Source organism: Roseateles chitinivorans (genome assembly GCF_050632235.1).
Taxonomy (GTDB): domain Bacteria; phylum Pseudomonadota; class Gammaproteobacteria; order Burkholderiales; family Burkholderiaceae_C; genus Roseateles; species Roseateles chitinivorans_A.
The window spans coordinates 1874394-1898271 of sequence record NZ_CP192584.1 but is presented as its reverse complement, the minus strand read 5'-3'; the positions used below and the strand labels follow the sequence as shown (position 1 = coordinate 1898271).

Here is a 23878-nt window from a genome sequence, read left to right as displayed (position 1 = left end):
GTACGGACGACGGGGGTCGGGGAGGTTGCGGGCTCATTTGAAAACTTGCACTACACAGTGTAGTTTTGCAGCAGTCTAGACGCTGGAATCCGAAAAGTAAACTCCCCGGTGTAAGATTGATCCCATGACTTCCGACGCCGTCCGCCCCCTGCCCGCGCCGCTCGCTCCCGAAGAACTCGCCGCCATCGGCGACGCCGAACGGGTGCGGCTGACCGACCGCAAGCGGCAGGCGATCGTCGACGCGGCGATCGCCGAGTTTCGCGAGCATGGGTTCGAGGTCGCGAACATGGACCGCATCGCGGGCCGCGCGCAGGTGTCCAAGCGCACCGTCTACAACCACTTCAGCGGCAAGGACGCGCTGTTCGACGCGATCCTGGAGCGTCTGTGGGTCGCGACCGAAGCCAAGCTGAAGCTGACCTACCGCGCCGATCTCTCGTTGCGCGAGCAGTTGCTGTCACTGGTCGAGCAGAAGCTCGCGATGAGCGACGACCCGCAGTTCCTGGACCTGGCCAGGGTGCTGATCGCCGAGGCGATCCACGCGCCGCAACGGGCGCGGGAGATGCTGTGCCGGCTCGGCGGCCGCGAAGAGGCGCTGACCGTGTGGATCCGCGCGGCGATGGCGGATGGTCGGCTCAAGGAGGGCGATCCGGCGTTCGCCGCGGCGCAGCTGCAGGCGCTGGTCAAGGGCTTCGCCTTCTGGCCCCAGATCACGATGGGGCAGCCGCCGCTGGACAAGGCGCAGCAGCGCCAGGTGGCCGATTCGGCGACCGACATGTTCCTGCGCTTCCACGCGGTCGATCCGGCGCGCTAATCGGCGCGCCTTGGCTCAGAACGTCGTCGAGGACGTCGACGCCGAACCGCTCAGGCGGAAGGTGCCGACGACGTCGGCCAGCTTCTGCGCCTGGTCCTTGAGGCTCTCCGCGGCGGCGGCCGATTCCTCGACCAGCGACGCGTTCTGCTGCGTGACCTGATCCAGCTGCGCGACGGCCACGTTCACCTGGCCGATGCCGTGGCTCTGCTCCTGCGCGGTGTGGCTGATCTCGCCGATCATCTGCGCCACGCGCTGCACGCTGCCGACGACCTCGTTCATCGTCTCGCCGGCGGAGGACACCTGGCGCGCGCCGGTGTCGACGCGCTCGACGCTGGCCGTGATCAGCGTCTTGATCTCCTTGGCCGCGCCGGCCGAACGCTGCGCCAGTGCCCGCACCTCGCTCGCCACGACCGCGAAGCCGCGGCCCTGTTCGCCCGCGCGCGCCGCCTCGACCGCCGCGTTCAGCGCCAGGATGTTGGTCTGGAACGCGATGCCGTCGATCGTGCCGATGATGTCGCCGATCTGCCGCGAGCTGGTGCTGATCTCCTGCATCGTCGCGACCACCTGCCCCATCGCCTCGCCGCCCTGGCGCGCGACGCGGCTGGCGGTGTCGGCCAACTGCCGCGCCTGGTCGGCGTTGGCGGCGCTGTTGGCCACGGTGCTGTTGAGTTCCTCCATCGAGCTGGCGGTCTCCTGCAGGTTGCTGGCCGTCTCCTCGGTGCGCTGGCTGAGGTCATGGTTGCCGGCGGCGATCTGCCGCGACGCGACCGCGATCGACTGGCTGGTCTCGCGGACCTGCAGCATGACCTGTTCGATCTTGTGCACGAACTGGTTGAAGCCGCGCGAGATGTCGGCGAGTTCGTCCTCGCCGCGCACCTGCAGGCGCTGGCTGAGGTCGCCCTCGCCGGCGCCGATGTCGTTCATCGCGCGCTTGATGCCGGCCAGGCCCTTCAGCAGCGCGCCCACGGCGGCCGCCGCGACCAGCGCCGCCACGACCGTGACCACGAGCATCGTCAGGCCCGCGTTGCGCAGCACGTCGGACAGCGCGGCCAGGGCCTCGTTGCGCTCGGCGGCGGCGACCAGCACCCAGTCCGTGCCGGGCACGTCCACGGCTTTCAGGAAGAAACGGTGGGCGCCGACCTCGGCCAGCGTCGGCTCGTCGCCGTGCGCGGTCGTCAGCAGCGCGCCGTCGATCGCGGCGGACAGGTCCTTCACCGGCTTCAGCGTCAGCGCCGCGTCCGGGTGGGCGATCACGGTGCCCTGCTTGTCCAGCAGCATCGCGAAACCGCTCGCGGTCGGCTTGATGGACTTCATCGTCGCGACGATGTCGTCCAGCGCCACGTCGGTGCCGACCACCGCCTTGATCTCGCCGCCCGCGCGCACCGCGCTGGCGAAGGTCACCACCAGCTTCTTGCTCGACGCCGCCACGTAGGGCGCCGTGATCACCGCCTGGTCCGTGCCGGACGCCAGCTTGTACCAGCCGCGGCCGGTGGGGTCGTACTCCGCGGGACGCTGGCGGTCGGGGATGGAGATCATCCGCTTGTCCGCGCCGCCGACGTAGGCCAGGTCCAGCCGGCCCGACTGCAGCGCCTGGGTCAGCACCGCGCGCGGGTCCTCCAGCGTCGCGGCCGGCGCCATCGCGGCAACCACGTCCTTCTGCGTCTTCACCCAGGCGGCGACGCCTGCGGCGTTGGCGGTGGCCAGGTCGGTCAACTGCGCCTGCACCTGGCGGCGCGCGTGATCGCGCACGGCCCAGTAGCTGGCGAAGGTGGCGAGCGCAACAGCGGCCACCACGATGAGGATGCTGATCGCGATCAGGCGCGACTTGATGGTCTTCAACACGGCGGGGTCCTGGGAGAAAGAGCCCTCTCCAAAGTCGGAGCGGGCGGGTGAGGATTCGCCGCAAGTCATTGATACAAATCAAGAATCGCGCAGATCGCGATCGCGGCGGCCCGGATTCTCCTGGCGTTTCGGCCAAAACCAAGGGTTTCCACCAAGAAGAAGGCCGGTGCCGTGACGGTGGTCACGGCACCGGCCCGAAGCGGGACGCGAGGTCCCGCGGCTCAGTTCGATTCCTTGATCAGACGGCCCGACGGCGCCTGCAGCGGGCGTGCGTTCATCGGATACAGGTGCGAGAACACCGAGATCTGCTGCGAGGAGACCTGCACCGGCTGGCGCAGGACCAGCCACAGCACGCCTTCGGTGCAGGGCGGCGTCGTCATCGACCCCATGTACGAGAAGTAGCCCTGGTCCTTGGGCAGCAACTGCGTGAGGTCGATCGGGACCGGCGCCGTGTAGGTGTCGCCGCGCTCGAGCGGCAGGTGGTTCCAGACCGTCTGGATCAGCGCCTGGTCCTGGCCGCGCTCCAGCAGCACCGCGACGGTGGCCTCCTTCCCCGCGGCGTCCTTGTGGACCAGGTGGGCGACCATGTCGTACTGGCGGCCGTTGATGCGCTCTTCGCTCGGGCGGTGGAAGTGGAACTGCTGCAACTCGTAGCGCCGGCCCATGATCGTCAGGCCGTTGCCCGGCGCCACGTTCACCTGGATCGTGTGGCCGTTGTCGACGACCGAGAAGCTGCTGGGCTTGTAGTCGAACTGGATGCGCTCCTGGTCGACCTTGATCGTGTCTCGCAGGTCGATCGGGCTCTGGCGGGTCCCGATCGTGCACTGGCGGAATTCGGGCTGCAGCTGGCCCCACTTGTCGGGCGCGCCGTCGCCGGTGTAGGACCAGGGCGTCGACGACTTCGCGCCCGAGGCGGCCGCGGCGGGCTTGGCGGCACGGCGGGCGCGCAGGTCGACCGGGTTGTTCGTCCTGACGTCCGCGGTGGCGCCAGCGGGCTTGGTGCTCAGCTTGAGCGCGGCCGCATCTTCCTTCAGGCGATCCGCCAGGCGATCACGCAGCTGCTCGCCGGACGCCTCCCCTTCGGCGCAGGCGCAGGCGCGGGCTCGGCCGCGCGCAGCGTGGCGGGCAGCAGCAGGGAGAGGCTGAGGCTGAGGCAGAGGGCCGCCGGCAGCGAGGCGCCGGACGCGGGACGGTCGGACATGAAGGAGGGCTCCGGGAACAGGTCCGCGCAACAGCGCTGGGCGGCGCGGGACAGAAGGATCACCCCCTCTATTTCGGAGCCTGGCCCGCCATCTTGAGGCCGGGCCGCTGTCCCGATGTCACACCGGAGGCGGCGCCGCGGACACCTCGCGCTTGACCCAGGTCCAGGCGGCCAGACCGATGCACATCATGGCGGCCGAGGTCACCGCCAGCGCCAGCATCGAATGCATCACCAGCGGCACCAGCACGCCGGCGACCAGGCCGTTGGCCGCGCTGCCGATGCAGGCCTGCAGCGAGGACGCCATGCCGCGGCGCTCGGGCGCCTGGTCCAGCACCAGCAGCGTGACCACCGGCACCATCAGCGCCCAGCCGAAGGCGAAGCTGCTGATCAGCGGGAAGGCCCAGAACGGGCTGTGGGGCAGCGTCAGGTTGCAGACGACGTTGGCGATGGACGTGACGCCCATGATCAGGAAGCCGCGCCGGATCTGCTTGCGCGGCGCGATCTTGCCGGCGAGCCGGCCGCTGAGCCAGGCGCCGCCCATGATCCCGCCGATGCTGAACAGGAAGAAGATGAAGAACTGCGTCGGCGCCAGGCCCAGGTGTTCGCCCAGGAACACCGGCGCGGCCAGCACGTACAGGAACATGCCGTTGAACGGGATGCCGCTGGCCAGCGCCAGCAGCAGGAAGCGGCGGCTGCCGACGAGCGAGCGGTAGCCCCGCAGCAGCGAGCCGACGTGGAACGGCTGGCGGTGGTCCCGGTGCAGGGTCTCCGGCATCAGGCGCCAGGTGACCGCGAACAGCAGCGCGCCGATGAAGACCAGGAACCAGAAGATCGCGTGCCAGTCGGCGTGGACGTAGAGGAAGCCGCCGATCATCGGCGCGATCGCCGGCGCGAGGCCGAAGAAGATCGTCACCTGCGACATCACCCGCTGCGCCTCCGACGGCGGGAACATGTCGCGGATGATGGCGCGCGAGACGACGACGCCCGCCCCCGCCGACAGCCCCTGCACCGTGCGCCAGAACACCAGCTGCCCGATGCTGCCGGCCAGCGCGCAGCCCATCGAGGACAGCGCGAAGACCGCCATGCCCCACAGCACGACCGGGCGGCGGCCGAAGCTGTCCGACAGCGCGCCGTGGAAGAGATTCATCACCGCGAAGCCGAGCAGGTAGCCCGACAGCGTCTGCTGCATCTCGATCGGCGTGGCGTCCAGCGCCTGGGCGATGCCGGCGAAGGCCGGGATGTAGGTGTCGATCGAGAACGGTCCGACCGTGGCCAGCGCGGCCAGCAGGATGGCGAGGGCCCAGCGCGGGGCGCGCCACAGTTGGCTGGCTTCGGGGTTCATGCGTGGATGCGGTGGAGGGTGCGGGGAAGCCGCCGACGATAACGCCGGGCCGTCCGCGGGACACCTGTCATGCCGACCGGGAACGCCGCTTGCGGGAGAAGCGTGCGCGGGTCGCCCGGGCGGCCCGCGCGATGACCGGCAGTGTAGCGGGGCCCCTACACTGCGGGACTTTTGCGGAACTTCGGGCGGGGAACGTGGTGCCAGGCGTATTGAGCATTGGGGTGGTCGGGCTGGGCGTGATGGGGCAGCGGATGCTGGCCCGTCTGGCCGGGCACGCCCGGCTGCGGGTGACCCGGGTCTGGGACCAGAATCCCGAGGTGCTGGCGCAGGCGCTGGCCCACTACCCGCTGCTGCGCGCGGCCACCAGCGCCGAGGCGCTGATCCGCGAGCCGGGCCTGCACGGCCTCTACATCGCGACACCGCCGGGACCGCACATCGCCTTGACGGAGCAGGCCTTCGACGCCGGCCTGCCGGTGCTGTGCGAGAAGCCCCTCACCACCGACTTCGAGGCCGCGCGCGCCTGCATCGAGCGCATCGAGCGCGAGCGGCAGCGGGCGGCGGTCAACTACTCGCTGGCCTCGTCGACCGGTCTGGCCCAACTGCAGCTGGCCTTCGGCGCGGGCTCGCGCCGGCCGATGGGCGCGCTGCACGGCGTCAGCATCGATCTGCGCTTCGCCGCCTGGCCGCGTCCGTGGCAGGCCGGCGCGGGCGCCTGGCTGGCGCAGCGCGCCGAGGGCGGCTTCTCGCGCGAGGTGCTGTCGCACTTCATCTTCGTGCTGCAACGGGTGCTGGGCCCGGCACAGGTCGTGCGCAGCCGCGTCGAGTATCCGGACGACGGCGTCGGATCGGAACTCGCGGTGGAGGCGGAACTGGTCGCCGCCGGCGTCCCGGTGACGATCAGCGCGGGCCTCGGCGGCGAGCGCGCCGACGACAACCGCATGCTGTGGCGCGCGAACGAAGGCGAGATCGAGTTGCGCGACTGGTTCGGCGTGACGCAGCAGCGTCAGGGCGAACGCATCCAGAGCATGGGCGACGCGGAGACGCTGCGCATGAACGGCATGACCGACCAGCTCAGCCACTGGTCGGCGATGCTGGACGGCCACTCGCACAGCCTGCCGGGTTTCGCGGAGGCGTTGGCGGTGCAGAAGACCATCGAGACCCTGCTGGCCGGCAAGGCCTGAGCCTCGTCCGGGCGGGTGGCGCCGCAGGGTAAACTCGCCCCCGTGAAGCGAGCCAGACCGCCGCTGGTGCGAGCGTGGAAACACGGCACTGGAGGAAGGTCCGGACTGCATAGAGCGGCGTAGCAGCTAACGGCTGCCCGGCGAAAGCCGAGGATCAGAGCAACAGAGACGAGTCGGTGCGGGCGCAAGTCCGCATCGGGTGAAACGGGCAATCTCTACGCGCAGCAACACCAAGTAGGCCAGCGTCGATGCGGCTCGCAGAGCTGGCGGGTAGGTGGCACCGAGCCGGGCAGTGATGCCCGGCCCAGAGGAATGGCGGTCACGCGGGGAATCGCAAGAGGATCCGCGCACAGAATCCGGCCTATCGGCTTGCTTCACGCTTATGACACGCTGCAAGCGAACATCGGCTTGCAGATCTTTTCAGGGTCTTTCGCGGATCCCGCCCGGTTGGGCACATCGGTTGCTATCTTGAGGTCATGCAGATCGAACCTCTGGACCCCCACAGCCCCGCCGCGATGTCCCTGCTGGCGCAGTCGGACGCGTACATGGCGGCCCTCTACCCGAGCGAGAGCAACCACCTCGAGGATCCGCACGCGCTGGCCCAGCCGAAAGTGCGTTTCATCGGGGTGTGGCTGGCGGAATGGCTGGCCGGATGCGCCGCGGTGAAGGTCGTCGACGACGCCGAGGGCCCGTACGGCGAGATCAAGCGGGTGTTCGTCCAGCCACATTTCCGGGGACGCGGGATCTCCAAGGTGCTGATGGAGGAGCTCGAGTCCCACCTCAGGGCGCAAGGCATCGAACTGGCGCGTCTGGAGACCGGCGTGCACCAGCCGGAAGCGCTCAAGCTCTACGAGACGCTGGGGTACGACCGGCGCGCGCCGTTCGGCAGCTACGCCGCCGACCCGCTGTCGGTCTTCATGGAAAAGCGGCTCACCGCGAACTGAGCCTAGTCGCCGCTCCCCGTCCCGGGGGAGTCCGGGTGGGCGGACGGCGGGACACCGGCTTACAGTGCCGCGCTAGTCCTGCAATCGCCGACCATGGCTCCGAACGCCCCCTCCCCTGTCGCTTCCCACGCACCGAAGCTCGCCTCCATCGAGGCTGCCCGGGCAATCGCCGCGCTGGCGGTGGTGCTCATGCACGCCACGCACCTGATGCGCGTGCCGCAGTTCAGCGGCCACGTCGCGCTCGGCGGCCTGTTCGACTTCGGCTACGTCGGCGTCGATTTCTTCTTCGTGCTGAGCGGCTTCATCATCACCTTCGTCCACCACGCGGAACTCGGCCGCGGCGCGGCCCGCTGGCCGGGCTACCTGTGGAAGCGCTTCGTGCGCGTGTTCCCGATCTACTGGATGGTGCTGGCGATGACCGCCGGGCCGTCGATCCTGTCGCGGTTGCTGACCGGCCGCACGCCGGTCTCGGAACTCGGCAGCGACGACATCCCCGGCACGCTGCTGCTGTGGATCGGCGGGAACTTGCCGGAATACGTCGGCGTCGCCTGGTCGCTGCAGTACGAGGTGCTGTTCTACCTGAGCTTCTGCGTGCTGCTGTGGCATCTGCGCGGTGGCCTCGCGCTGTACGGACTCTGGGCCGTGCTCGTGACGGCGCAGTCCCTGGGCGCGCTGCCGGGCGAACTCCCCTGGCATCTGGGCGACCCGCACTGCCTGCAGTTCCTGATGGGCGTCACGACGGGGCTGCTCGCCCGTCGCGTGACGCTGCCGCTGATCCGCCGCCAAGGGCTGTGGGTGGGCGCGGCCTTCGTGGCCGCCGTGCTCTACGAGCGGCTCGGCCCGCAGGGCGCGCATGCGTTCGGTGGACGCATCGCGCTGGGGCTCGCCTCGGCGCTGGTGCTGGCGACGCTCGTCGCCATGGAGAGGCGACGGGCGGTGCGGGTGCCGGCCGTGCTCGCTCAGCTCGGTGCGGTGTCGTACTCGCTGTACCTCGCCCACTGCCTGCTGATCAACATCGTGCTGGCCCTGCTGGCGAAGGCAGGCGTGTATCGCGCCCTGCCGGAAGTGGCGACCTTCGCGATCGCCGTCGTGCTGGCCGTTGCCGGCGGCTGGCTCATCGGGCGTTGCCTGGAGCTGCCGGTGGTCGCCTGGCTGCGCCGGCGCACCGCGCCACGCGCGGTGCCGGTCCCGGCGACCACGGCCTGAGCTCGGCGCCCGAGGCTACTCCTCGTTGTCGCCGCTGCCGCCGGCCTGCTCGTTGCGCTTCTCCGCCTGCTTCAGCAGCGGCGCCTCGAGCTGGTCCATGCCGTCGATGAAGCTGTCCACCGGCTTCGGCGAGACCAGGCGCAAGGAGGGCGGCGCCAGCGTGGCCATGTAGTTCGGGCCGAGCCAGTACTGCTGCTCGGTGCGCCGTCCCACGGTCAGCACCAGGCCGACCACGCACATCGCGCCGATGCCCACCGCCACGCGCCGCGAGGCGCGCGGCCAGACCACCGTCGCGTGCCACCACAGCAGCAGCGCGGCGCCCACCGACATGAGCACCGGTTCCAGCGCCAGCAGTCTGGGCGCATTGACCATGTAGGCCACCAGCGGCAGCAGCAGGTCCAGCAGCTGCATCGCGACGGTCGCGACGAGCGCCCGCCACAGGTGCGCGCCGAACGCGAACCAGTGACGGAACAGCTGCGTCACGAGCGCCCAGAGCGCCGACCAGATCAGCGCCACGCCGATCGGCGCCAGCAAGGCGCTCACCGTGTCGACCCAGCTCGCGGAGCCGTCATTGGCGGCCCAGTTGGCGCCCCACAGCATCAGCGCCCACAGCGCCAGCAAGGCCGGCAGCGCCCACGCGGGGCGCGCGTCGCGCTTGACCGGTTCGTCGGCGCGGTTCATGGGCTTCTCGGCGGGCAGCGGGTCGAGCGCGGTGCGCAGCCGCAGCCGCGTGGTGCCGATCTGCAGCAGCGTCGACGACGGCCACGGCGCGCGGCTGCCCGCCGCGAGCCGGCGCCCGTCGAGCCATCCGCCGTTCTGGCTGGGCAGCAGCTCCAGCACCGGGCCGCCGGACACGGGCGCGGGCGCGGCCTGGTCGTCCCCGGTCTCGTCGACGCGCCCGGCCGCCGGTTCGCCGCGCTCCCAGTGCAGCAACGCATGCGCGCCGGCCAGGTGCGGGTCGGACAGCACCAGGTCGCAATCGGGCGACCGGCCGATGCGCAGCGGCCACGCGCGCACCTTGTGGCTTTCCCGGCAATGACCGTCCCGGTCGACGATCTCGATTACCGCGGCGTGGTCCATGCGAATCCTTGCAGATAGTGACGCGTCAGCTTGGTGGCGTTCGCGAAGCTGACGCCGCGGGCGTCGAATCGTCCGAGGGCGCCTTCGGTCGAGGCGTCCACGTTGGTGACCAGCACGGTCAGGTCGAAGAGTCCCTCCAGCTTGCGGTAGGCCCGCAGGCAGGCGACCGCGCGCAGCGGCGGGCCGTCCTTCTGCTGGACGAAGTCCTCCTTGCAGTACGGCGCGGTGCGGTCCCGGTCCGGACCGCCCAGGCGCTCGTTGCGGAAGCTCGCCGAGTAGATCGCCGAGAAGCGGACCGCACCGAGCTTGCTGCCGTCGTAGACCTCCTCGGTGACACCGAAATAGCCGGTCTGCAGCGACTCGTTGATGAAGAGCGCGTGCTCCATGCGGCATTGCGTGCGCTGCATCTGCAGGCCCTGCTCCTCGGCGGAGGAACCGCTGCCCCAGCAGCGCATGTATTCCTCCTGCGGGATCGGGAAGCGGTAGCGCGGATGCGTGAGCGTGCGCCACGGCTGCGCCACGAAGTTGCGCGAGAGTTCGTCCTGGTAGGCCATCAGCTGCTGGCGCAGCTTGGGCCAGGCGGCGCCCTTCATCGGCGCCGCGTTGCGGCTGCGCGCGAGCAGCGCGGCCGCATGCTCGCCGGGGACGAGGAAACTCATCTGCTGCGCGAAGATCATCGTCGACACGTTGATGCCGACGATCTCGCCGTCCTCGTCGATCACCGGGCCGCCGCTCATGCCGGGGTTGATCGAGCCGGAGTAGTAGATCAAGGGGTCGAAGCTGCGCTCCACCAGGCCGTTGTAGGTGCCCTCGACGACGGCGAACGCGACGTCGTGCGGGTTGCCCATCGAGTAGATGCGCTCGCCCTTGGCCAGCGGCTGCTCGGCCTTGCGGAACACCAGCGGCGTGGCCGTCATGCGGGCGATGAGGCCCTTGGGATCCGGGGTGTCGCCCTTGCGCACGATGCGCAGCAGCGCGAGGTCGCGACGGGCGTCGAAGTCCAGCAGCTCGATGTCGCCGCCGTCGCCCTCGGGCGTCTGGTACTGGAGGCGGTAGCGCTCCGGCTCCAGCGCATGCTGGCTGACGACGTGATAGTTGGTGATGACGTGGCCTTCGGCGCTGACGACGAAGCCCGAGCCCACCGAGGCCTGGCTGCCGTTGTACAGCGTGCGGACCTGCAGCAGCTGGGCGCGGCTGCGGTCATAGAGCCGGCGGGCGCTGGCCGAGACCGGCGCCGAGGGCATCGCCTGGCTGGCGGCGATCGCCGGGGCGCTGGCAGCGATCGCCGGCGTGGCCGGGACGACGGGCGCGGCCGGCGGCGGCGCGGGGCGTGTCTGCGCCGTGACGGGCAGACCCAGTGCCGCAGTCAGCAGCAGCAGGACCGCCCCGGCGGCGGCACGCCCGGGGGTGAGAAGTTTTCGCGACAACGCAGGAGACTCCAGGAGAAGAGCAGGAAGGGCAGACAAACGGAACAGGAAGGGGAACGGGAACGGCGCAATGAGAGCGGACGCCGCATGCTAGCGGCTTTGCCAAGGGCGCCAGCAATCGGGATGCCGGACGGCCTTGCCGGCGTGCGCGGGCGGCACGCCTTCCCCTTCGCGCTCACTGCGGGGGCGCTCGCCGGCCGGCGGTTCCTCGGCCGCGGCCGGTTGCTTCGGGCGGGCCTCGCCGGGCCAGGGACCGAACAGCGGCAGCGGCATGCGCACCGGCGTCACGTCCAGGTAGAGGTTGACCACCGTGTAGTCCTCGGGGCCGAGTTCGTCGGTGCTCCAGCCGATGCTGCCCGGGCCCTTGTAGAGCCGGAACAGGAAGCCCAGATCCGCCAGCGTGTCGCCGGCCTTCGGCGCGGCCTCGAAGCTCAGGCCGCGGAACTCGGGCTGCACGCTGTCGATCAGGATGGACATCGCCGTGGAGATCGTCGAGTCGCCCAGCATGTCCGTGTAGAACTGCGGCAGCGTGTAGTAGGGCTTGTAGTCGGGCGCGCCGGGCTCGAGCTTCTGCCCGCGCAGCTTCAGCGCGGAAGGCGTGACGCCGCGCGTGCGCAGGTTCATGCGGTCGCCGTGGTCGAGGTAGGTGAGCCGGGCGTTCTTCAGGTTGAAGACGCCGAGCTTGCGGTCGGACGAGGCCTCGCTGAGATCGACCAGCAGCGCGCCCTTGTGGCCGATGATCTCGACCTCGTCGCCACGGATCACGGCGGCGGAGTTCTCGTCCACGCCCAGGCCCAACTGGTAGTTCTTGGCCAGCATCAGCGGCACCATGCGGCCGAAGCGCCCGCGCTTGAGGAAATGCTGGTCGACGAAGAGGTGGGGGCCGACGAAGCCGAGGCCGCGGTCGATCTGCTTGCCCTCCTCCCACTGGCCCTTGAGGATGCTGATGACGCTGGGCGCGTCGCGGAACATCACCGTGCTCATGATCGCGGCGCCGGCCGAGGTGCCGGCCACGACGCCGCCCTTGCGGTAGACCTCCCAGATGGCGTCGAGCATCGGCGTCGAATGACCGCCCGGGTTGAGCACGTCGACGATGCGCTCCTGCGAGCCGCCGGTGAAGAAGATGCCCTTGGCGTTGCGCACCTTGGCGATCAGCGCGGCGTCGCGCACGACCTTGCTCAGGTCGACCCACGAGAACTTCGGCGCGACGGGCAACGCCTCGGCGAACGCGCCGCGACGCTGCAGTTGCTCGACGACCTGCTTCGCGCTGGCCTCGGGATCCTCGGCGGCGGTGCCGAACACGACGAATCGCGCGCCGCGTCCGCCGGCCAGGGCGATCAGGCGGTTCCAGACCTCGTCGTTGTCCGCTTTCAGCGCGCCGCCGATGGCCATCGCGTGGCCTTTAATGGGGACATCTGACGCAGGGGCAGGCGTTGCCTGCGCGCCCGAGGCGGGGACGGCGGCAACAGTGGCGGCAGAGGGCGCGGCGGGCTTGACGGCGGTCGCAGCGGAGGCGGGCCGCGACGGTGCAGGCGTGACAGGTGGCGCGGCGAACGCCGGCAGCACGGACCATGTCACCAGGAGCGTGCCGACGGCGCGGCGCAGCAGACAGCGATCGAACATCGTCAGGGCCTCCCGCCGCGCGAAGGCGGCTTTGCGTATCACCATAGCCTCCCGCACCCACCAACGGATAACCATTGGTCACAGGTCAGTTGCTTCGTCGCGACTGTCGCGGGTCATCACCCTTGTCCGTGACGGTCCGCTCCCTAGACTGGTCCGACAGAGCCACCCCCACCGGCCCCAGGGAGCCCGCCATGACCGTCCGCCTTCCGCGCGTCCCGCCCTCGCGTGTCCCGCATGCTCCACCGTTCGCGGCGCGCGCCTGCGCGGCCGCCGCCCTGATCGCGCTGTGCGGCGCCGTGCACGCGCAGGTCGCGCCGCCCGCGTCGGCCGCCTCGGCGCCGCCCGCCCCGGCCGAGCCGCAGAAACTGCAACGCGTGCAGATCACCGGCTCCGCGATCAAGCGCATCGCCGATGAAGGCGCGCTGCCCGTGCAGGTCATCAACCGCGGCGACATCGTCAAGGCTGGCGTCACCACCGCGGCCGAAATCATGGCGACGGTGTCGTCCATGAGCAATGCGTTGACCGACGGAGCCAGCATCGGCACCGGCGGCTTCAAGGACCAGATGGGCTTCAATTCGGCGAACCTGCGCGGGCTCGGCACGTCGTCGACGCTGGTGCTGTTGAATGGCCGGCGCATGGCCAACTTCGCCTCGCCCGGCGATGACAACGGCGTCGACCTGAACAACATCCCGGCCGCGGCGATCGAACGCGTGGAAGTGCTGCTCGACGGCGCCTCCGCGATCTACGGCACCGATGCGATCGGTGGTGTCGTCAACTTCATCACCCGCAAGGACTACCAGGGCGTGCAGCTCGACGCCTACGGCGGCAAGACCGGCGAAGGCGGCGCCAGCAAGCGAACCGCGTCCATCGCCGCCGGCCACGGGGACCTGGAGCGCGACGGCTTCAACGTGATGGGCGTGCTGGACTTCCAGAAGACCGGCTCGCTGCGGACATCGCAGCGCGACTTCATCTCCGACCTGCGCATCCCGGAGCGGCTGCCGCACCTGCTGTCCTCAGCCGGCTTCCCGGGCAACATCCGGCTGAGCGACTCCCAGCTCGAGACCTTGCAGCAGGACGGCTTCCAGCTCAACGGCCGCGGGATCACGTCGAACCAGATCAACCTGAGCATCCCCAACTGCCAGGCGCCGCACACGCTGTACCTGCCCGCCGGCATCGGCGGCGTGGACGGTTGCACCTACGACTACATGCGTGACCTGGAGCTCTATCCGAAGACGGACAAGAGCAGTTTCCTGGGCCGCGGCGTACTCAAGCTGGGAGACCGGCACGAGGCCTTCGTCGAGGCCGCCTACACGCGCAGCAAGAGCTGGTACGTCGGCACCAGCAACCGGGTGGACGCGGATCTCGACGTCGCGTTGATCCCCGCGCTGGCCGCGACCTCGCTGGGCGCCCTGCCGTCGGATTCAGAAGACCGTCTGATCACCGTACGCACCCGCATGCTGGAGGCCGGGCCGCGCGCCAGCGAACTGCTCAGCACCGGCAGTCGCGTCGTCGTGGGCATGACCGGCTCGATCGGCGCCTGGGACTACGACTGGGGCTTCAACCACAGCGTCAACCGCGTGTCCGACCGTGACGTCCGCGGCTACCTGCCCTACGAGGAGACGTTGCAGGCCTACGCCGACGGTCTGCTGAACCCGTTCGGTCCGTCGAGCGCGGCGGGCCTGGCCTTCCTGCGCGACAACAACATCAATCAGGAGGTACGTCGCGCCCGGGGCACGATGGACAGTCTCGACGCGAAGGCCACCCGCAGCCTCGCCAAGCTCGGCGGCGGCGACCTGGCGATCGCGATCGGCGCGGAGCTGCGCCGCGAGAAGTCGACCTCTGCCGCGAGCGATCTGCTGATCTCGGACAACATCCTGGGCGACTCGACGCCGGGTGACGCGCAGTTCACCAGCAACTCGCGCAAGATCTGGGCGGCCTACGGAGAGCTGCTGGCGCCGATCACCAGGGAGTGGGAATTGCAGTTCGCGGTTCGCCATGACCATTACCAGAACATCGGCGCGACGACGAATCCGAAGATCGGCGTGCGTTTCGCGCCGATGAACAATCTGACGTTCCGCGCCTCGGCGGGAACGGGCTTCCGCGCACCGTCGATGAACGACCTCTACCGGTCGGTGAAGGTCGGCGAGACGGCGACGCTCGCAGACCCCATCTGCCTGCGGGAGAACGACAACGATCTCGGGTACTGTGCCGACAACTTCGAGACGCGGACCTATTCGAATCCCAACCTCAAGCCGGAGAAGTCGCGACAGTTCTCGATCGGCATGCTGGCGGATCCGACGCCCGAGCTGAGCGTGGGCATCGACTACTGGCACATCGAGAAGCGCAACCTGATCAGCACGATCGGCGACGACGTGATCCTGGCCAACCTCGGCAAGTACGAGCCGCTCGTGCATCGCTACAACGAGAACGAGGGCCTGCCAGGCTGCGATTACGACCCGGACGACTCCAACATCTGCTACATCGAGCTGCACAAGGAGAACCGCGGCAAGCAGAAGGCCTCGGGGCTGGACCTCACGCTGCAGTACCGTTCTCCGGCAACGAACTGGGGACGCTTCGGCGCGAAGCTGGTAGGAACACTGACCTTGAGCTCGAAGAAGCAGACAGGCAATGGCGATCCCTACCTCAGCGACCTCGGACGCTTCGTCACCGATGGCGTCGTTCAGCGCTGGAGGCATCGGCTGAACTTCGACTGGTCACGCGGACCTTGGAGCGTCAACCTCGCGAACTCGTTCTACAGCGGCTACGACGACCAGAACTCGGCGATCGACATCAACACGGGTCTGGTCGTCGGGAAGAACAAGGTCAAGGCGTATTCGCTCTGGGACCTGTCGGGCGGGTGGGAAGCCACCTCCGCCCTCACCCTCCGGGCCGGGGTGAAGAACCTGTTCGACACGGCGCCGCCGTTCTCGAACCAGGCCTACTTCTTCATCTCGGGATATGACCCGAGCTATACCGATCCGCGCGGACGGTTCTTCTATCTGTCGGCGTCGTATCAGTTCAAGTGAAGACGGCTTCGTGCTGAGGTCTGTGCGTTGGCCGCCAGAGCGCAGGGCCCCGGCGGCAAGCGCCGAAACCCCTCGCCCTGCCGTCCCCAACCACTGCCGTACTTCCTCGGTTTTGCCATCGAGAACTCGGACGAGTGCCCGGTCTTGCTACCGAGGACTCAGTCGAGCTTCCAGCTCATGACCTCGCCGCCGCGCAGCGGCTTGAGCTGGGCTGCTTCGCCGAAAGGAACGGCGTCGGGGAGCGTCCAATCGGTCTTGCGCAGCGTGACCTGCGTGGTGTTGCGCGGCAGGCCGTAGAAGTCGGCGCCGTTGAAGCTCGCGAAAGCCTCGAGCTTGTCGAGCGCACCCGCGGCCTCGAAGGCCTCGGCGTAGAGCTCGATCGCGGACAGCGCGGTGAAGCAGCCGGCGCCGCACACCGAGTTCTCCTTCATCACCGAGGCATGCGGGGCGCTGTCGGTGCCGAGGAAGAACTTGGCGCTGCCGGAGGTCGCTGCCTTGATCAGCGCGAGGCGATGCTCCTCACGCTTGAGCACCGGCAGGCAGTAGTAGTGCGGCCGCAGCCCCCCATGAAGATCGCATTGCGGTTGTAGAGCAGATGCTGCGGCGTGACGGTCGCGCCGGTGAAGCGGTCGGCGCCAGTCACGTACTGCGCGGCTTCCTTCGTCGTGATGTGCTCGAACACCACCTTCAGCTCGGGGAAGTCCTTGCGCAGCGGTTGCATCACGCGGTCGATGAAGAAGGCCTCGCGATCGAAGACATCGACGTCGCCGTCGGTCACCTCGCCGTGCACCAGCAGCAGCAGGCCGGCCTTCTGCATGGCCTCCAGCGTCGCGTAGGTCTTGCGGATGTCGGTGACGCCGGCATCGCTGTTGGTCGTGGCGCCGGCCGGATAGAGCTTGAGCGCGACGACGCCCGCGGCCTTGGCGGCGGCGATGTCCTCGGGCGTGGTGCGGTCGGTCAGGTAGAGCGTCATCAGCGGCTCGAAGTCCACGCCGGCGGGCACCGCGGCGAGGATGCGCTGGCGATACGCGAGGGCCTGCTCGGCCGTCGTGATCGGCGGCTTCAGGTTCGGCATCGCGATCGCGCGCGCGAACTGGCGCGCGGTATACGGGACGACGCTCTGCAGGGCGGCACCGTCGCGCAGGTGCACGTGCCAGTCGTCGGGACGGGTCAGGACAAGGGTTTCGCTCATGGGGCAGGATTGTCTCATCGTGTCCGATCGGCGGATTTCCGCACTCCGGCTCGGACGCACGTGCGGCTCACCACACACAACCCACTCCACCCGGAAGAACGGCAGACGAAAGCAGAAGGCCCGCACCTTGCGGAGCGGGCCTTCTGGGCGGGAAACGGGACGCCGGAGGCGTCGCCGTTCAGTGCTGCAGGATCTTCGCCAGGAAGTCCTTGGCGCGCGGCGAGCGCGCTTCCGGATCGCCGAAGAACTCGTCGCGGGTGCAGTCCTCGATGATCTTGCCGGCGTCCATGAAGATGACGCGGTTGCTGACCTTGCGCGCGAAGCCCATCTCGTGCGTCACGCACATCATGGTCATGCCCTCGTTGGCCAGCTGGACCATCACGTCCAGCACCTCGCCGACCATCTCGGGGTCCAGCGCCGAGGTCGGCTCGTCGAACAGCATCACGATCGGGTCCATCGACAGCGCCCGGGCGATCGCCACGCGCTGCTGCTGACCGCCCGACAGCTGGCCCGGGAACTTGTCCTTGTGCGCCATCAGGCCCACGCGCTCCAGCATCTTCAGCCCGCGGGTCTTGGCGTCGGCCATGTTGCGGCCCAGCACCTTGACCTGCGCCAGCGTCAGGTTCTCCGTCACCGACAGGTGGGGGAACAGCTCGAAATGCTGGAACACCATGCCCACGCGCGAACGCAGCTTGGGCAGGTTGGTCTTGGGGTTGGTCAGGCTGGTGCCGTCGACCACGATGTCGCCCGCCTGGATCGGCTCCAGCGCGTTGACGGTCTTGATCAGCGTGGACTTGCCCGACCCCGACGGGCCGCACACCACCACCACCTCGCCCTTCTGGATGTTGGTGGAGCAATCGGTCAGCACCTGGAACGGGCCGTACCACTTGGAGACGTTCTTGATTTCGATCATGGAGCGGACCTCAGCGGATGATGGCGATCTTCTTCTGCAGCCGGCGGACCAGCATGGACAGGCTGAAGCAGATCACGAAATAGACGACGGCGACGAAGAGGTAGGTCTCCATCGGCCGACCGAAGTTCTTGCCGGCGACCTCGAAGCCCTTGAGCAGGTCGTACGCGCCGATCGCATACACGAGCGACGTGTCCTGGAACAGCACGATGGTCTGCGTCAGCAGCACCGGCAGCATGTTGCGGAAAGCCTGCGGCAGCACCACCAGGCTCATGGTCTGGCGGTAGGTCATGCCCATCGCGTACCCCGCGAAGACCTGGCCCTTGGACACCGACTGGATGCCCGCGCGCATGATCTCCGAGTAGTAGGTCGCCTCGAACAGCGTGAAGGTGATCAGCGCCGTCTTCTCGGGGCCCAGCGGTCCCGCGATGTACGGGATCAGCAGGAAGAACCACAGGATGACCATCACCAGCGGGATGGAGCGCAGCGTGTCGACGTAGATCGCCGCCGGCTTCTCCAGCCACCACTTGCCCGACAGCCGCATCAGCGCCAGCACCGTGCCCAGCACGATGCCGCCGATCATGGCCGAGACCGTCAGCTGGATCGAGAACCACAGGCCCTTGGCCACGAAGGACGTCAGGACGTCCCAGGTCAGGAACGAGAAATCGAGTTGCGTCATGTCACTTCGCCCCCAGGATGCCGGGCACGCGGACGTACCACTCGATGCCCTTGGCCACGCGGTTGATCGCGTAGGCGGAGACGAAGTACAGGATCGTCACCGGCAGGAAGATCTGCACGAAGCTCGACTGCTCCGAGGCCTGCAGCGCGAACTGCGCCAGGTCGGGAATGCTCACCGCGAAGGCCACCGCCGAGTTCTTGACGATGTTCATGCTCTCGCTGGTCAGCGGCGGGATGACGATGCGGAAGGCCATCGGCAGCAGCACGTGGCGGTAGGTCTGCGGCAGCGTCAGCCCCAGCGCCTGGCCCGCGTAGCGCTGGCCCTTGGGCAGCGTCAGGATGCCGGCCTTGACCTGCTCGGCGATCCGCGCCGACGTGAACAGCCCGATCGCGATCACCACCAGCACGCTGGGCGGCAGGTCCAGCACCGGGAACAGCCGCGGCACCACGTGGTACCAGATGAAGAGCTGGACGATCAGCGGAATGTTGCGGAACAGCTCCGTCCAGGACTCCCCGAACATCGCCAGCTTCCTGTTCGGCACCGTGCGCAGCACGCCGATCAGCGACCCGGCCACCAGCGCGACCAGCAGGCCCACGACCGAGACGAACATCGTCCAGCCCCAGCCGTGGATCATCGCGTCCAGGTAAGTCTCATAACCGGGGGCGCCGAAACACTTCGGCGCGACCTCCTCGGTCACCATGTCTGTGCAGTACAACTGCCAATCCCAGCTCGCCATGGCGTGCTCCATCCTTCAAAACGAAGGCCTGTTGCGACAAGGCGCCCCGCGGGGCGCCTTGTGCTCAGGCAAGGACTATCACTTCTTGAGGTATTCCTCGACCGGCTTGTCGTTCGGGTTCGCCCACGCGTCCTTGGTCGCCGCCGTCGCCGGCAGGCCGACCTTGGTGTTGGTCGGCGGGATCGGCTGGATGAACCATTTGTCGTACAGCTTCGAGATGTCGCCCGACTTCATCAGGCCCTTGATGCTGTCGTCCACGGCCTTCTTGAAGGCCGGGTCGTCCTTGCGGACCATGATGGCGATCGGCTCGACCGACAGCACTTCGCCGACGATCTTGAAGCCCGCCGGGTTGCGCGACTTGGCGATGTTGCCGGCCAGGATCTGGCCGTCCATCACGAAGGCGTCGGCACGGCCCGACTCCAGCAGCAGGAAGCTGTCGGCGTGGTCCTTGCCCAGCACTTCCTTGAAGTCCACGCCGTTGGCGCGCTCATGCTTGCGCAGCAGCTGGACCGAGGTCGTGCCGGTGGTCGTCGCGACCGTCTTGCCGTTCAGTTGGGCGATCGAGGTGATGCCGGAATCGGCCTTCACGGCGATGCGCACTTCCTCGACGTAGGTCGTGACGGCGAAGGCCACGTCCTTCTGGCGCGTCAGGTTGTTGGTGGTGGAACCGCACTCGATGTCCACGGTACCGTTCTGCACCAGCGGCACGCGGTTCTGCGAGGTCACCGGCAGGTACTTGATGTCCAGCTTGGCCAGGCCCAGCTGCTTCTGCACGTCGGCCAGCACGCGCTGGCAGATCTCGACGTGGTAACCGACGTACTTGCCGTCTCCCAGGGTGTACGACAGGGCGCCCGAGGACTCGCGAACGCCCATGGTCACGCTGCCTGTGTCCTTGATCTTCTTGAGCGTGTCGGCTTGCGCCACGCCAACCAACGCCGCGCCAAGGGCCAGTACCAGCAATGCCTTCTTCATAGATGCTCCTGCTTCGTTCGGATTCAAAAAGCGGATTCGAGGGAGGTTCGACCGGTGAGCCCCCCAACCGGCAGAGCAGACCATGAGCGGTCGCTTTGCTGGGTAGGGAGTATCACGCATCTCGACTTGTAGCGTGGCTTACGTATGCAGGTTCCGTGCCTGCTTCAGCCATCCGGATTCTCAACTTGAGTCAGGAAGTTCCACAGCGCCTGCGCGACCGGCTTCACCCGCCGCGTCGACCCCTGGCGTTCGCGGTACATGCGCAGTTCCATGTTGAGTTCGTACTGGCCAGGCTCGGCAGCCCGCACCAGACGGCGCGCCTTCACTTCCTTCTTCACCGAGCTGGCCGGCAGGAAGGCCAGTCCGTGGCCCTCGAGGGCCATGGCCTTGAGGCTTTCGGCCATGTCGGTCTCGAAGACCGATTCGAGGTTCAGCGGCTGCGCCGCGCCCTTGACGATCAGTTCCACCAATCGCCCGAGATAGGCCCCCGATGCGTAACTGAGGAAGGGGATCTTCTGCCCCGGGTGTCCGGAAATCCGGAACATCGGCGCGCCCGCTGTGTCACCTTTCGCATAGGCGGCCAGCGTCTCGTGACCGAGCGAGACCGATTCGTAACGTTCCGGGTCCAGCTGCAGCGGCTGGCTGGGGTGGTGGTAGACGACCAGCAGGTCGCAGTTGCCTTCGCTGAGCTGCAGCGTCGCGTCGTGCACGTTGAGGGCGTTCAGCCGGCACTTGACCTCGCCGAAGCGCTGGCGCAGCTCCATCAGCCAGTGCGGGAAGAAGCTGAAGGACAGCGAGTGCGGCACCGCGAACTCGATCATGTCCTGCCCCGCCGACTGGTGGCTGCGCAGCATGTTGCGCGTGGCCTGCAGGTTGCCGAGCAGGTCCACCGCCTGGCCGAGCAGCGTCTCGCCGGCGGCGGTGAGCCGCGTCGGATAGGACGAGCGGTCGACGAGGTCGACGCCCGCCCAGGCCTCCAGCGCCTGGATGCGGCGCGAGAACGCGGGCTGCGTGACATGCCGCAGTTGAGCCGAGCGGGAGAAGCTGCGCGTCTCCGCCAGGCTCACGAAGTCTTCAAGCCATTTGGTTTCCACGGCGGCGGAGTTTATCCGCGCGGATCCGCCGGGTCCTGACCATCCTGCTGGAGGGCCCACATCTGGGCGTACCGGCCGCGTTGCGCGAGCAGCGCCGCGTGCGTGCCGCGCTCGACGATGAGGCCCTGCTCCATCACCAGGATCTCGTGCGCGTCGACGACGGTGGACAGCCGGTGCGCGATCACCAGCACGGTCTTGTCCTGCGCGGCGGCCTCGAGCTCGGCCTGGATGGCGCGCTCGTTGCGCGAGTCCAGCGCGGAGGTCGCCTCGTCGAAGATCAGGATCGGCGGATCCTTCAGCAGCGTGCGCGCGATCGCGACGCGCTGCTTCTCGCCGCCGGAGAGCTTCAGGCCGCGCTCGCCGACCATGGTCTGGTAGCCCTGCGGCAGGTGGCGGATGAAGTCGTGGATGTGCGCGGACTTCGCGGCGGCCTCGATCTCCTCCGTCGTGGCCTCGGGCCGGCCGTAGGCGATGTTGTAGGCGATGGTGTCGTTGAACAGCACGGTGTCCTGCGGCACGATGCCGATCGCGCGGCGCACGCTGTGCTGGGTAACTTCGGCGAGCGACTGGCCGTCGATGGCGATGCGGCCGGACTGCGCGTCGTAGAAGCGGTACAGCAGCCGCGCCAGCGTGCTCTTGCCCGAGCCGCTCGGACCGACGACGGCGACCTTCTTGCCCGCCGGGATCTCCAGGCTCACGCCCTTCAGGATCGGGCGCTGCGGCTCGTAGGCGAAGTGCACGTCGTCGAAGCGCACGGCCGCGCCGTCCACGCGCAGCGGCTGGGCGCCGGGCGCGTCGGCGATCTCTCGCTCGCGGGCCAGCAGGCCGAACATCTTGTCCAGGTCGGTCAGGCTCTGCTTGATCTCGCGGTAGATCACGCCGAGGAAGTTCAGCGGGATATAGAGCTGGATCATGAAGGCGTTGATCATGACCAGGTCGCCCAGGCTCATGCGGCCGTCGACGACGCCCTGCGTCGCGCGCCACAGCATGGCCACCAGCGCGACCGCGATGATCACCTGCTGCCCGCTGTTGAGCAGCGACAGCGTGCGCTGCGACTTCAGCTGCGCGCGGCGCAGGCGCTCCAGGCTCTGGTCGTAGCGGGCGGCTTCGAAGTCCTCGTTGTTGAAGTACTTCACCGTCTCGTAGTTCAGCAGCGAATCGATCGCCTTGCTGTGTGCGTGCGAGTCCAGTTCGTTGAGCAGCTTGCGGTACTTCGTGCGCCACTCGGTGACGACGATCGTGAAGGCTATGTAGAACACCAGCGCCGCGCCGGTGATCCAGGCGAAGAGCACGTCGAACTTCACCGCGAGCAGGCTGAGCACCAGCACGACCTCGACCAGGGTCGGGAAGATGCTGTAGAGCGAGTACGAGATCAGCGCATGCACGGCGCGCGTGCCGCGCTCGATGTCGCGGGTCATGCCGCCGGTCTGGCGCTCGAGGTGGAAGCGCAGGCTGAGGTCGTGCAGATGGCGGAACACCTGCAGCGAGATGCTGCGCGACGCGCCCTCGGTGGCCTTGGCGAAGATCAGCTCGCGGGCTTCGGTGAACAGCGAGGTGCACAGCCGCAGCATCCCGTAGGCCAGCAGCAGCCCGACCGGCACGACCATCAGCGCCTGCGCGCTGCCGGCGGGGATGTCGAGGCTGTCGACCAGTTGCTTGAGCAGCAGCGGCACGCCGACGTTGGCCAGCTTGGCCGCGACCATGAAGCCCAGCGCGATGCCGACGCGCCAGCGGTAGCGCCAGAAGTACGGCAGCAGGCGGGCGATGGTGTGCCAGTCGCCGCGCGCTTCGGGCGCGGCCGCGGCGGAGCCGTCGGCGGGAGGAACCGGGGGAGTCGGCGCGGTGCCGGCGAGTGTGGAACGGCGCATGGGGAGGGAGCGTGGCCTTGCCGTGGAGTCGGGCACCCGCCCTGGCGAGGGCGGACATGCTGGACGACAATGCCGCTCATTGTCACCGTTTGCCCATCATGAGCGACTCCACCGATTCGAATGCCCCCGCCGCGTCGCCCTCGCCGTCGACGTCCACGACGCCCGGCAGCCTGCTCTCCCCCGAGACCATCGGTCCGCGCGAGCTCGTGATGCGCGTGATGCCGATGCCGGCGGATGCCAACGGCAACGGCGACATCTTCGGCGGCTGGATCATGGCGCAGGTCGACCTGGCCGGCTCGGTGCTGCCGGCGCGCATCTCGCGCGGCCGCATCGCGACGGTGGCGGTCAACCAGTTCATCTTCAAGCAGCCGGTGTCGGTCGGCGACCTGCTGAGCTTCTACGCGCAGGTCACGCGCATCGGCCGCACGTCGATCACGGTGCACGTCGAGGTCTTCGCCGAGCGCAACCCGGCCAATCCGCATGTGGTCAAGGTGACCGAGGCCAACCTCACCTATGTCGCGATCGATCGCGAGGGCAAGTCGCGCGCGTTCGGCCAGGAGGCCTGAGCGACGCCGGCACGACCGGGAAGCGACCGGGAAGCGACAGGGCGGGACAGGGCGCGACGCGCCATGCCCGCCGGCCGTCCTCGTTGCCCGTTCGTGAACGGCGCGGCCCCGGGATGGGGCCCTCCGGCTGGTCTGCGCCCAGCAGGGCGAATGGGCATTCGCGCACCAGGGTAAGTAC

General features: G+C 68.5%; 18 protein-coding genes, 1 other RNA gene and 1 pseudogene. 7 read left to right on the top strand and 13 right to left on the bottom strand.

Going from position 1 to position 23878, the window contains the following annotated elements:
* The first annotated feature begins 124 nt into the window (after nt 1-124).
* Complete coding sequence (locus tag ACQ859_RS08495) at nt 125-811, top strand: TetR/AcrR family transcriptional regulator (RefSeq protein WP_431265417.1); 687 nt, start codon at nt 125-127, stop codon at nt 809-811.
* Nucleotides 812-826: 15 nt separating this feature from the next.
* On the opposite strand, the gene ACQ859_RS08490 is transcribed toward ACQ859_RS08495, so the two are convergent.
* The 3 genes from ACQ859_RS08490 to ACQ859_RS08480 all read right to left on the bottom strand — a co-directional run bounded on the left by ACQ859_RS08490 (nt 827) and on the right by ACQ859_RS08480 (nt 5196).
* The gene (locus ACQ859_RS08490) at nt 827-2653 is read right to left on the bottom strand and encodes a methyl-accepting chemotaxis protein (RefSeq protein WP_431265416.1); all 1827 of its coding nucleotides are present in this window, start codon (nt 2651-2653) and stop codon (nt 827-829) included.
* A gap of 221 nt (nt 2654-2874) precedes the next feature.
* Nucleotides 2875-3885, bottom strand: coding sequence for a carbonic anhydrase (locus ACQ859_RS08485; RefSeq protein WP_431265415.1), 1011 nt, complete (start codon nt 3883-3885; stop codon nt 2875-2877).
* A gap of 87 nt (nt 3886-3972) precedes the next feature.
* Entirely contained in the window at nt 3973-5196 is a 1224-nt protein-coding gene (locus ACQ859_RS08480) for a multidrug effflux MFS transporter (RefSeq protein WP_431265414.1), read from the bottom strand.
* A 221-nt stretch (nt 5197-5417) separates the two neighbouring features.
* On the opposite strand from ACQ859_RS08480, the gene ACQ859_RS08475 reads away from it, so the two are divergent.
* From ACQ859_RS08475 to ACQ859_RS08460, 4 genes are all read left to right on the top strand, one after another.
* Complete coding sequence (locus tag ACQ859_RS08475; RefSeq protein WP_431265413.1) at nt 5418-6377, top strand: Gfo/Idh/MocA family protein; 960 nt, start codon at nt 5418-5420, stop codon at nt 6375-6377.
* 44 nt (nt 6378-6421) lie between these two features.
* Nucleotides 6422-6757, top strand: an RNA gene (rnpB, locus tag ACQ859_RS08470) — RNase P RNA component class A.
* A 96-nt stretch (nt 6758-6853) separates the two neighbouring features.
* On the top strand, nt 6854-7321 hold the full coding sequence (locus ACQ859_RS08465) for a GNAT family N-acetyltransferase (RefSeq protein WP_431265412.1): 468 nt from the start codon (nt 6854-6856) through the stop codon (nt 7319-7321).
* Between the two features lie 93 nt (nt 7322-7414).
* The gene (locus ACQ859_RS08460) at nt 7415-8527 is read left to right on the top strand and encodes an acyltransferase family protein (RefSeq protein WP_431265411.1); all 1113 of its coding nucleotides are present in this window, start codon (nt 7415-7417) and stop codon (nt 8525-8527) included.
* Nucleotides 8528-8542: 15 nt separating this feature from the next.
* Here the strand turns inward: ACQ859_RS08460 and ACQ859_RS08455 are convergent, their stop codons facing one another.
* The 3 genes from ACQ859_RS08455 to ACQ859_RS08445 form a co-directional block, all read right to left on the bottom strand.
* The gene (locus ACQ859_RS08455) at nt 8543-9607 is read right to left on the bottom strand and encodes an FHA domain-containing protein (RefSeq protein ID WP_431265410.1); all 1065 of its coding nucleotides are present in this window, start codon (nt 9605-9607) and stop codon (nt 8543-8545) included.
* Nucleotides 9589-11034, bottom strand: coding sequence for a S1 family peptidase (locus tag ACQ859_RS08450; protein WP_431265409.1), 1446 nt, complete (start codon nt 11032-11034; stop codon nt 9589-9591). Before ACQ859_RS08450 ends, ACQ859_RS08455 begins: the two co-directional genes overlap by 19 nt.
* Nucleotides 11035-11124: 90 nt before the next feature.
* Nucleotides 11125-12426 carry a cyanophycinase gene (locus ACQ859_RS08445; RefSeq protein ID WP_431265408.1) on the bottom strand — a complete coding sequence of 434 codons (1302 nt, stop codon included), beginning with the start codon at nt 12424-12426 and terminating at the stop codon, nt 11125-11127.
* A gap of 422 nt (nt 12427-12848) precedes the next feature.
* On the opposite strand from ACQ859_RS08445, the gene ACQ859_RS08440 reads away from it, so the two are divergent.
* Nucleotides 12849-15683, top strand: coding sequence for a TonB-dependent receptor (locus ACQ859_RS08440; protein ID WP_431265407.1), 2835 nt, complete (start codon nt 12849-12851; stop codon nt 15681-15683).
* A 158-nt stretch (nt 15684-15841) separates the two neighbouring features.
* Here ACQ859_RS08440 and pyrC read toward each other — a convergent pair.
* The 7 genes and pseudogenes from pyrC to ACQ859_RS08405 all read right to left on the bottom strand — a co-directional run bounded on the left by pyrC (nt 15842) and on the right by ACQ859_RS08405 (nt 23134).
* A pseudogene (gene pyrC / locus ACQ859_RS08435) lies at nt 15842-16875 on the bottom strand (dihydroorotase).
* A gap of 178 nt (nt 16876-17053) precedes the next feature.
* Nucleotides 17054-17788 carry an amino acid ABC transporter ATP-binding protein gene (locus tag ACQ859_RS08430; protein ID WP_088406152.1) on the bottom strand — a complete coding sequence of 245 codons (735 nt, stop codon included), beginning with the start codon at nt 17786-17788 and terminating at the stop codon, nt 17054-17056.
* Between the two features lie 10 nt (nt 17789-17798).
* Nucleotides 17799-18464 (bottom strand): amino acid ABC transporter permease, encoded by a 666-nt coding sequence (locus ACQ859_RS08425; RefSeq protein WP_431265406.1) that lies wholly within the window; start codon nt 18462-18464, stop codon nt 17799-17801.
* A gap of 1 nt (nt 18465) precedes the next feature.
* The gene (locus ACQ859_RS08420; RefSeq protein WP_431265405.1) at nt 18466-19200 is read right to left on the bottom strand and encodes an amino acid ABC transporter permease; all 735 of its coding nucleotides are present in this window, start codon (nt 19198-19200) and stop codon (nt 18466-18468) included.
* Nucleotides 19201-19278: 78 nt separating this feature from the next.
* Nucleotides 19279-20172, bottom strand: coding sequence for an amino acid ABC transporter substrate-binding protein (locus tag ACQ859_RS08415; RefSeq protein WP_431258948.1), 894 nt, complete (start codon nt 20170-20172; stop codon nt 19279-19281).
* 164 nt (nt 20173-20336) lie between these two features.
* Complete coding sequence (locus tag ACQ859_RS08410; protein ID WP_431265404.1) at nt 20337-21266, bottom strand: LysR substrate-binding domain-containing protein; 930 nt, start codon at nt 21264-21266, stop codon at nt 20337-20339.
* Nucleotides 21267-21277: 11 nt separating this feature from the next.
* Complete coding sequence (locus tag ACQ859_RS08405) at nt 21278-23134, bottom strand: ABCB family ABC transporter ATP-binding protein/permease (protein ID WP_431265403.1); 1857 nt, start codon at nt 23132-23134, stop codon at nt 21278-21280.
* 98 nt (nt 23135-23232) lie between these two features.
* Here ACQ859_RS08405 and ACQ859_RS08400 point away from each other — a divergent pair, with 98 nt between their 5' ends.
* On the top strand, nt 23233-23700 hold the full coding sequence (locus ACQ859_RS08400; RefSeq protein WP_431265402.1) for an acyl-CoA thioesterase: 468 nt from the start codon (nt 23233-23235) through the stop codon (nt 23698-23700).
* The last annotated feature ends 178 nt before the right edge of the window (nt 23701-23878 follow it).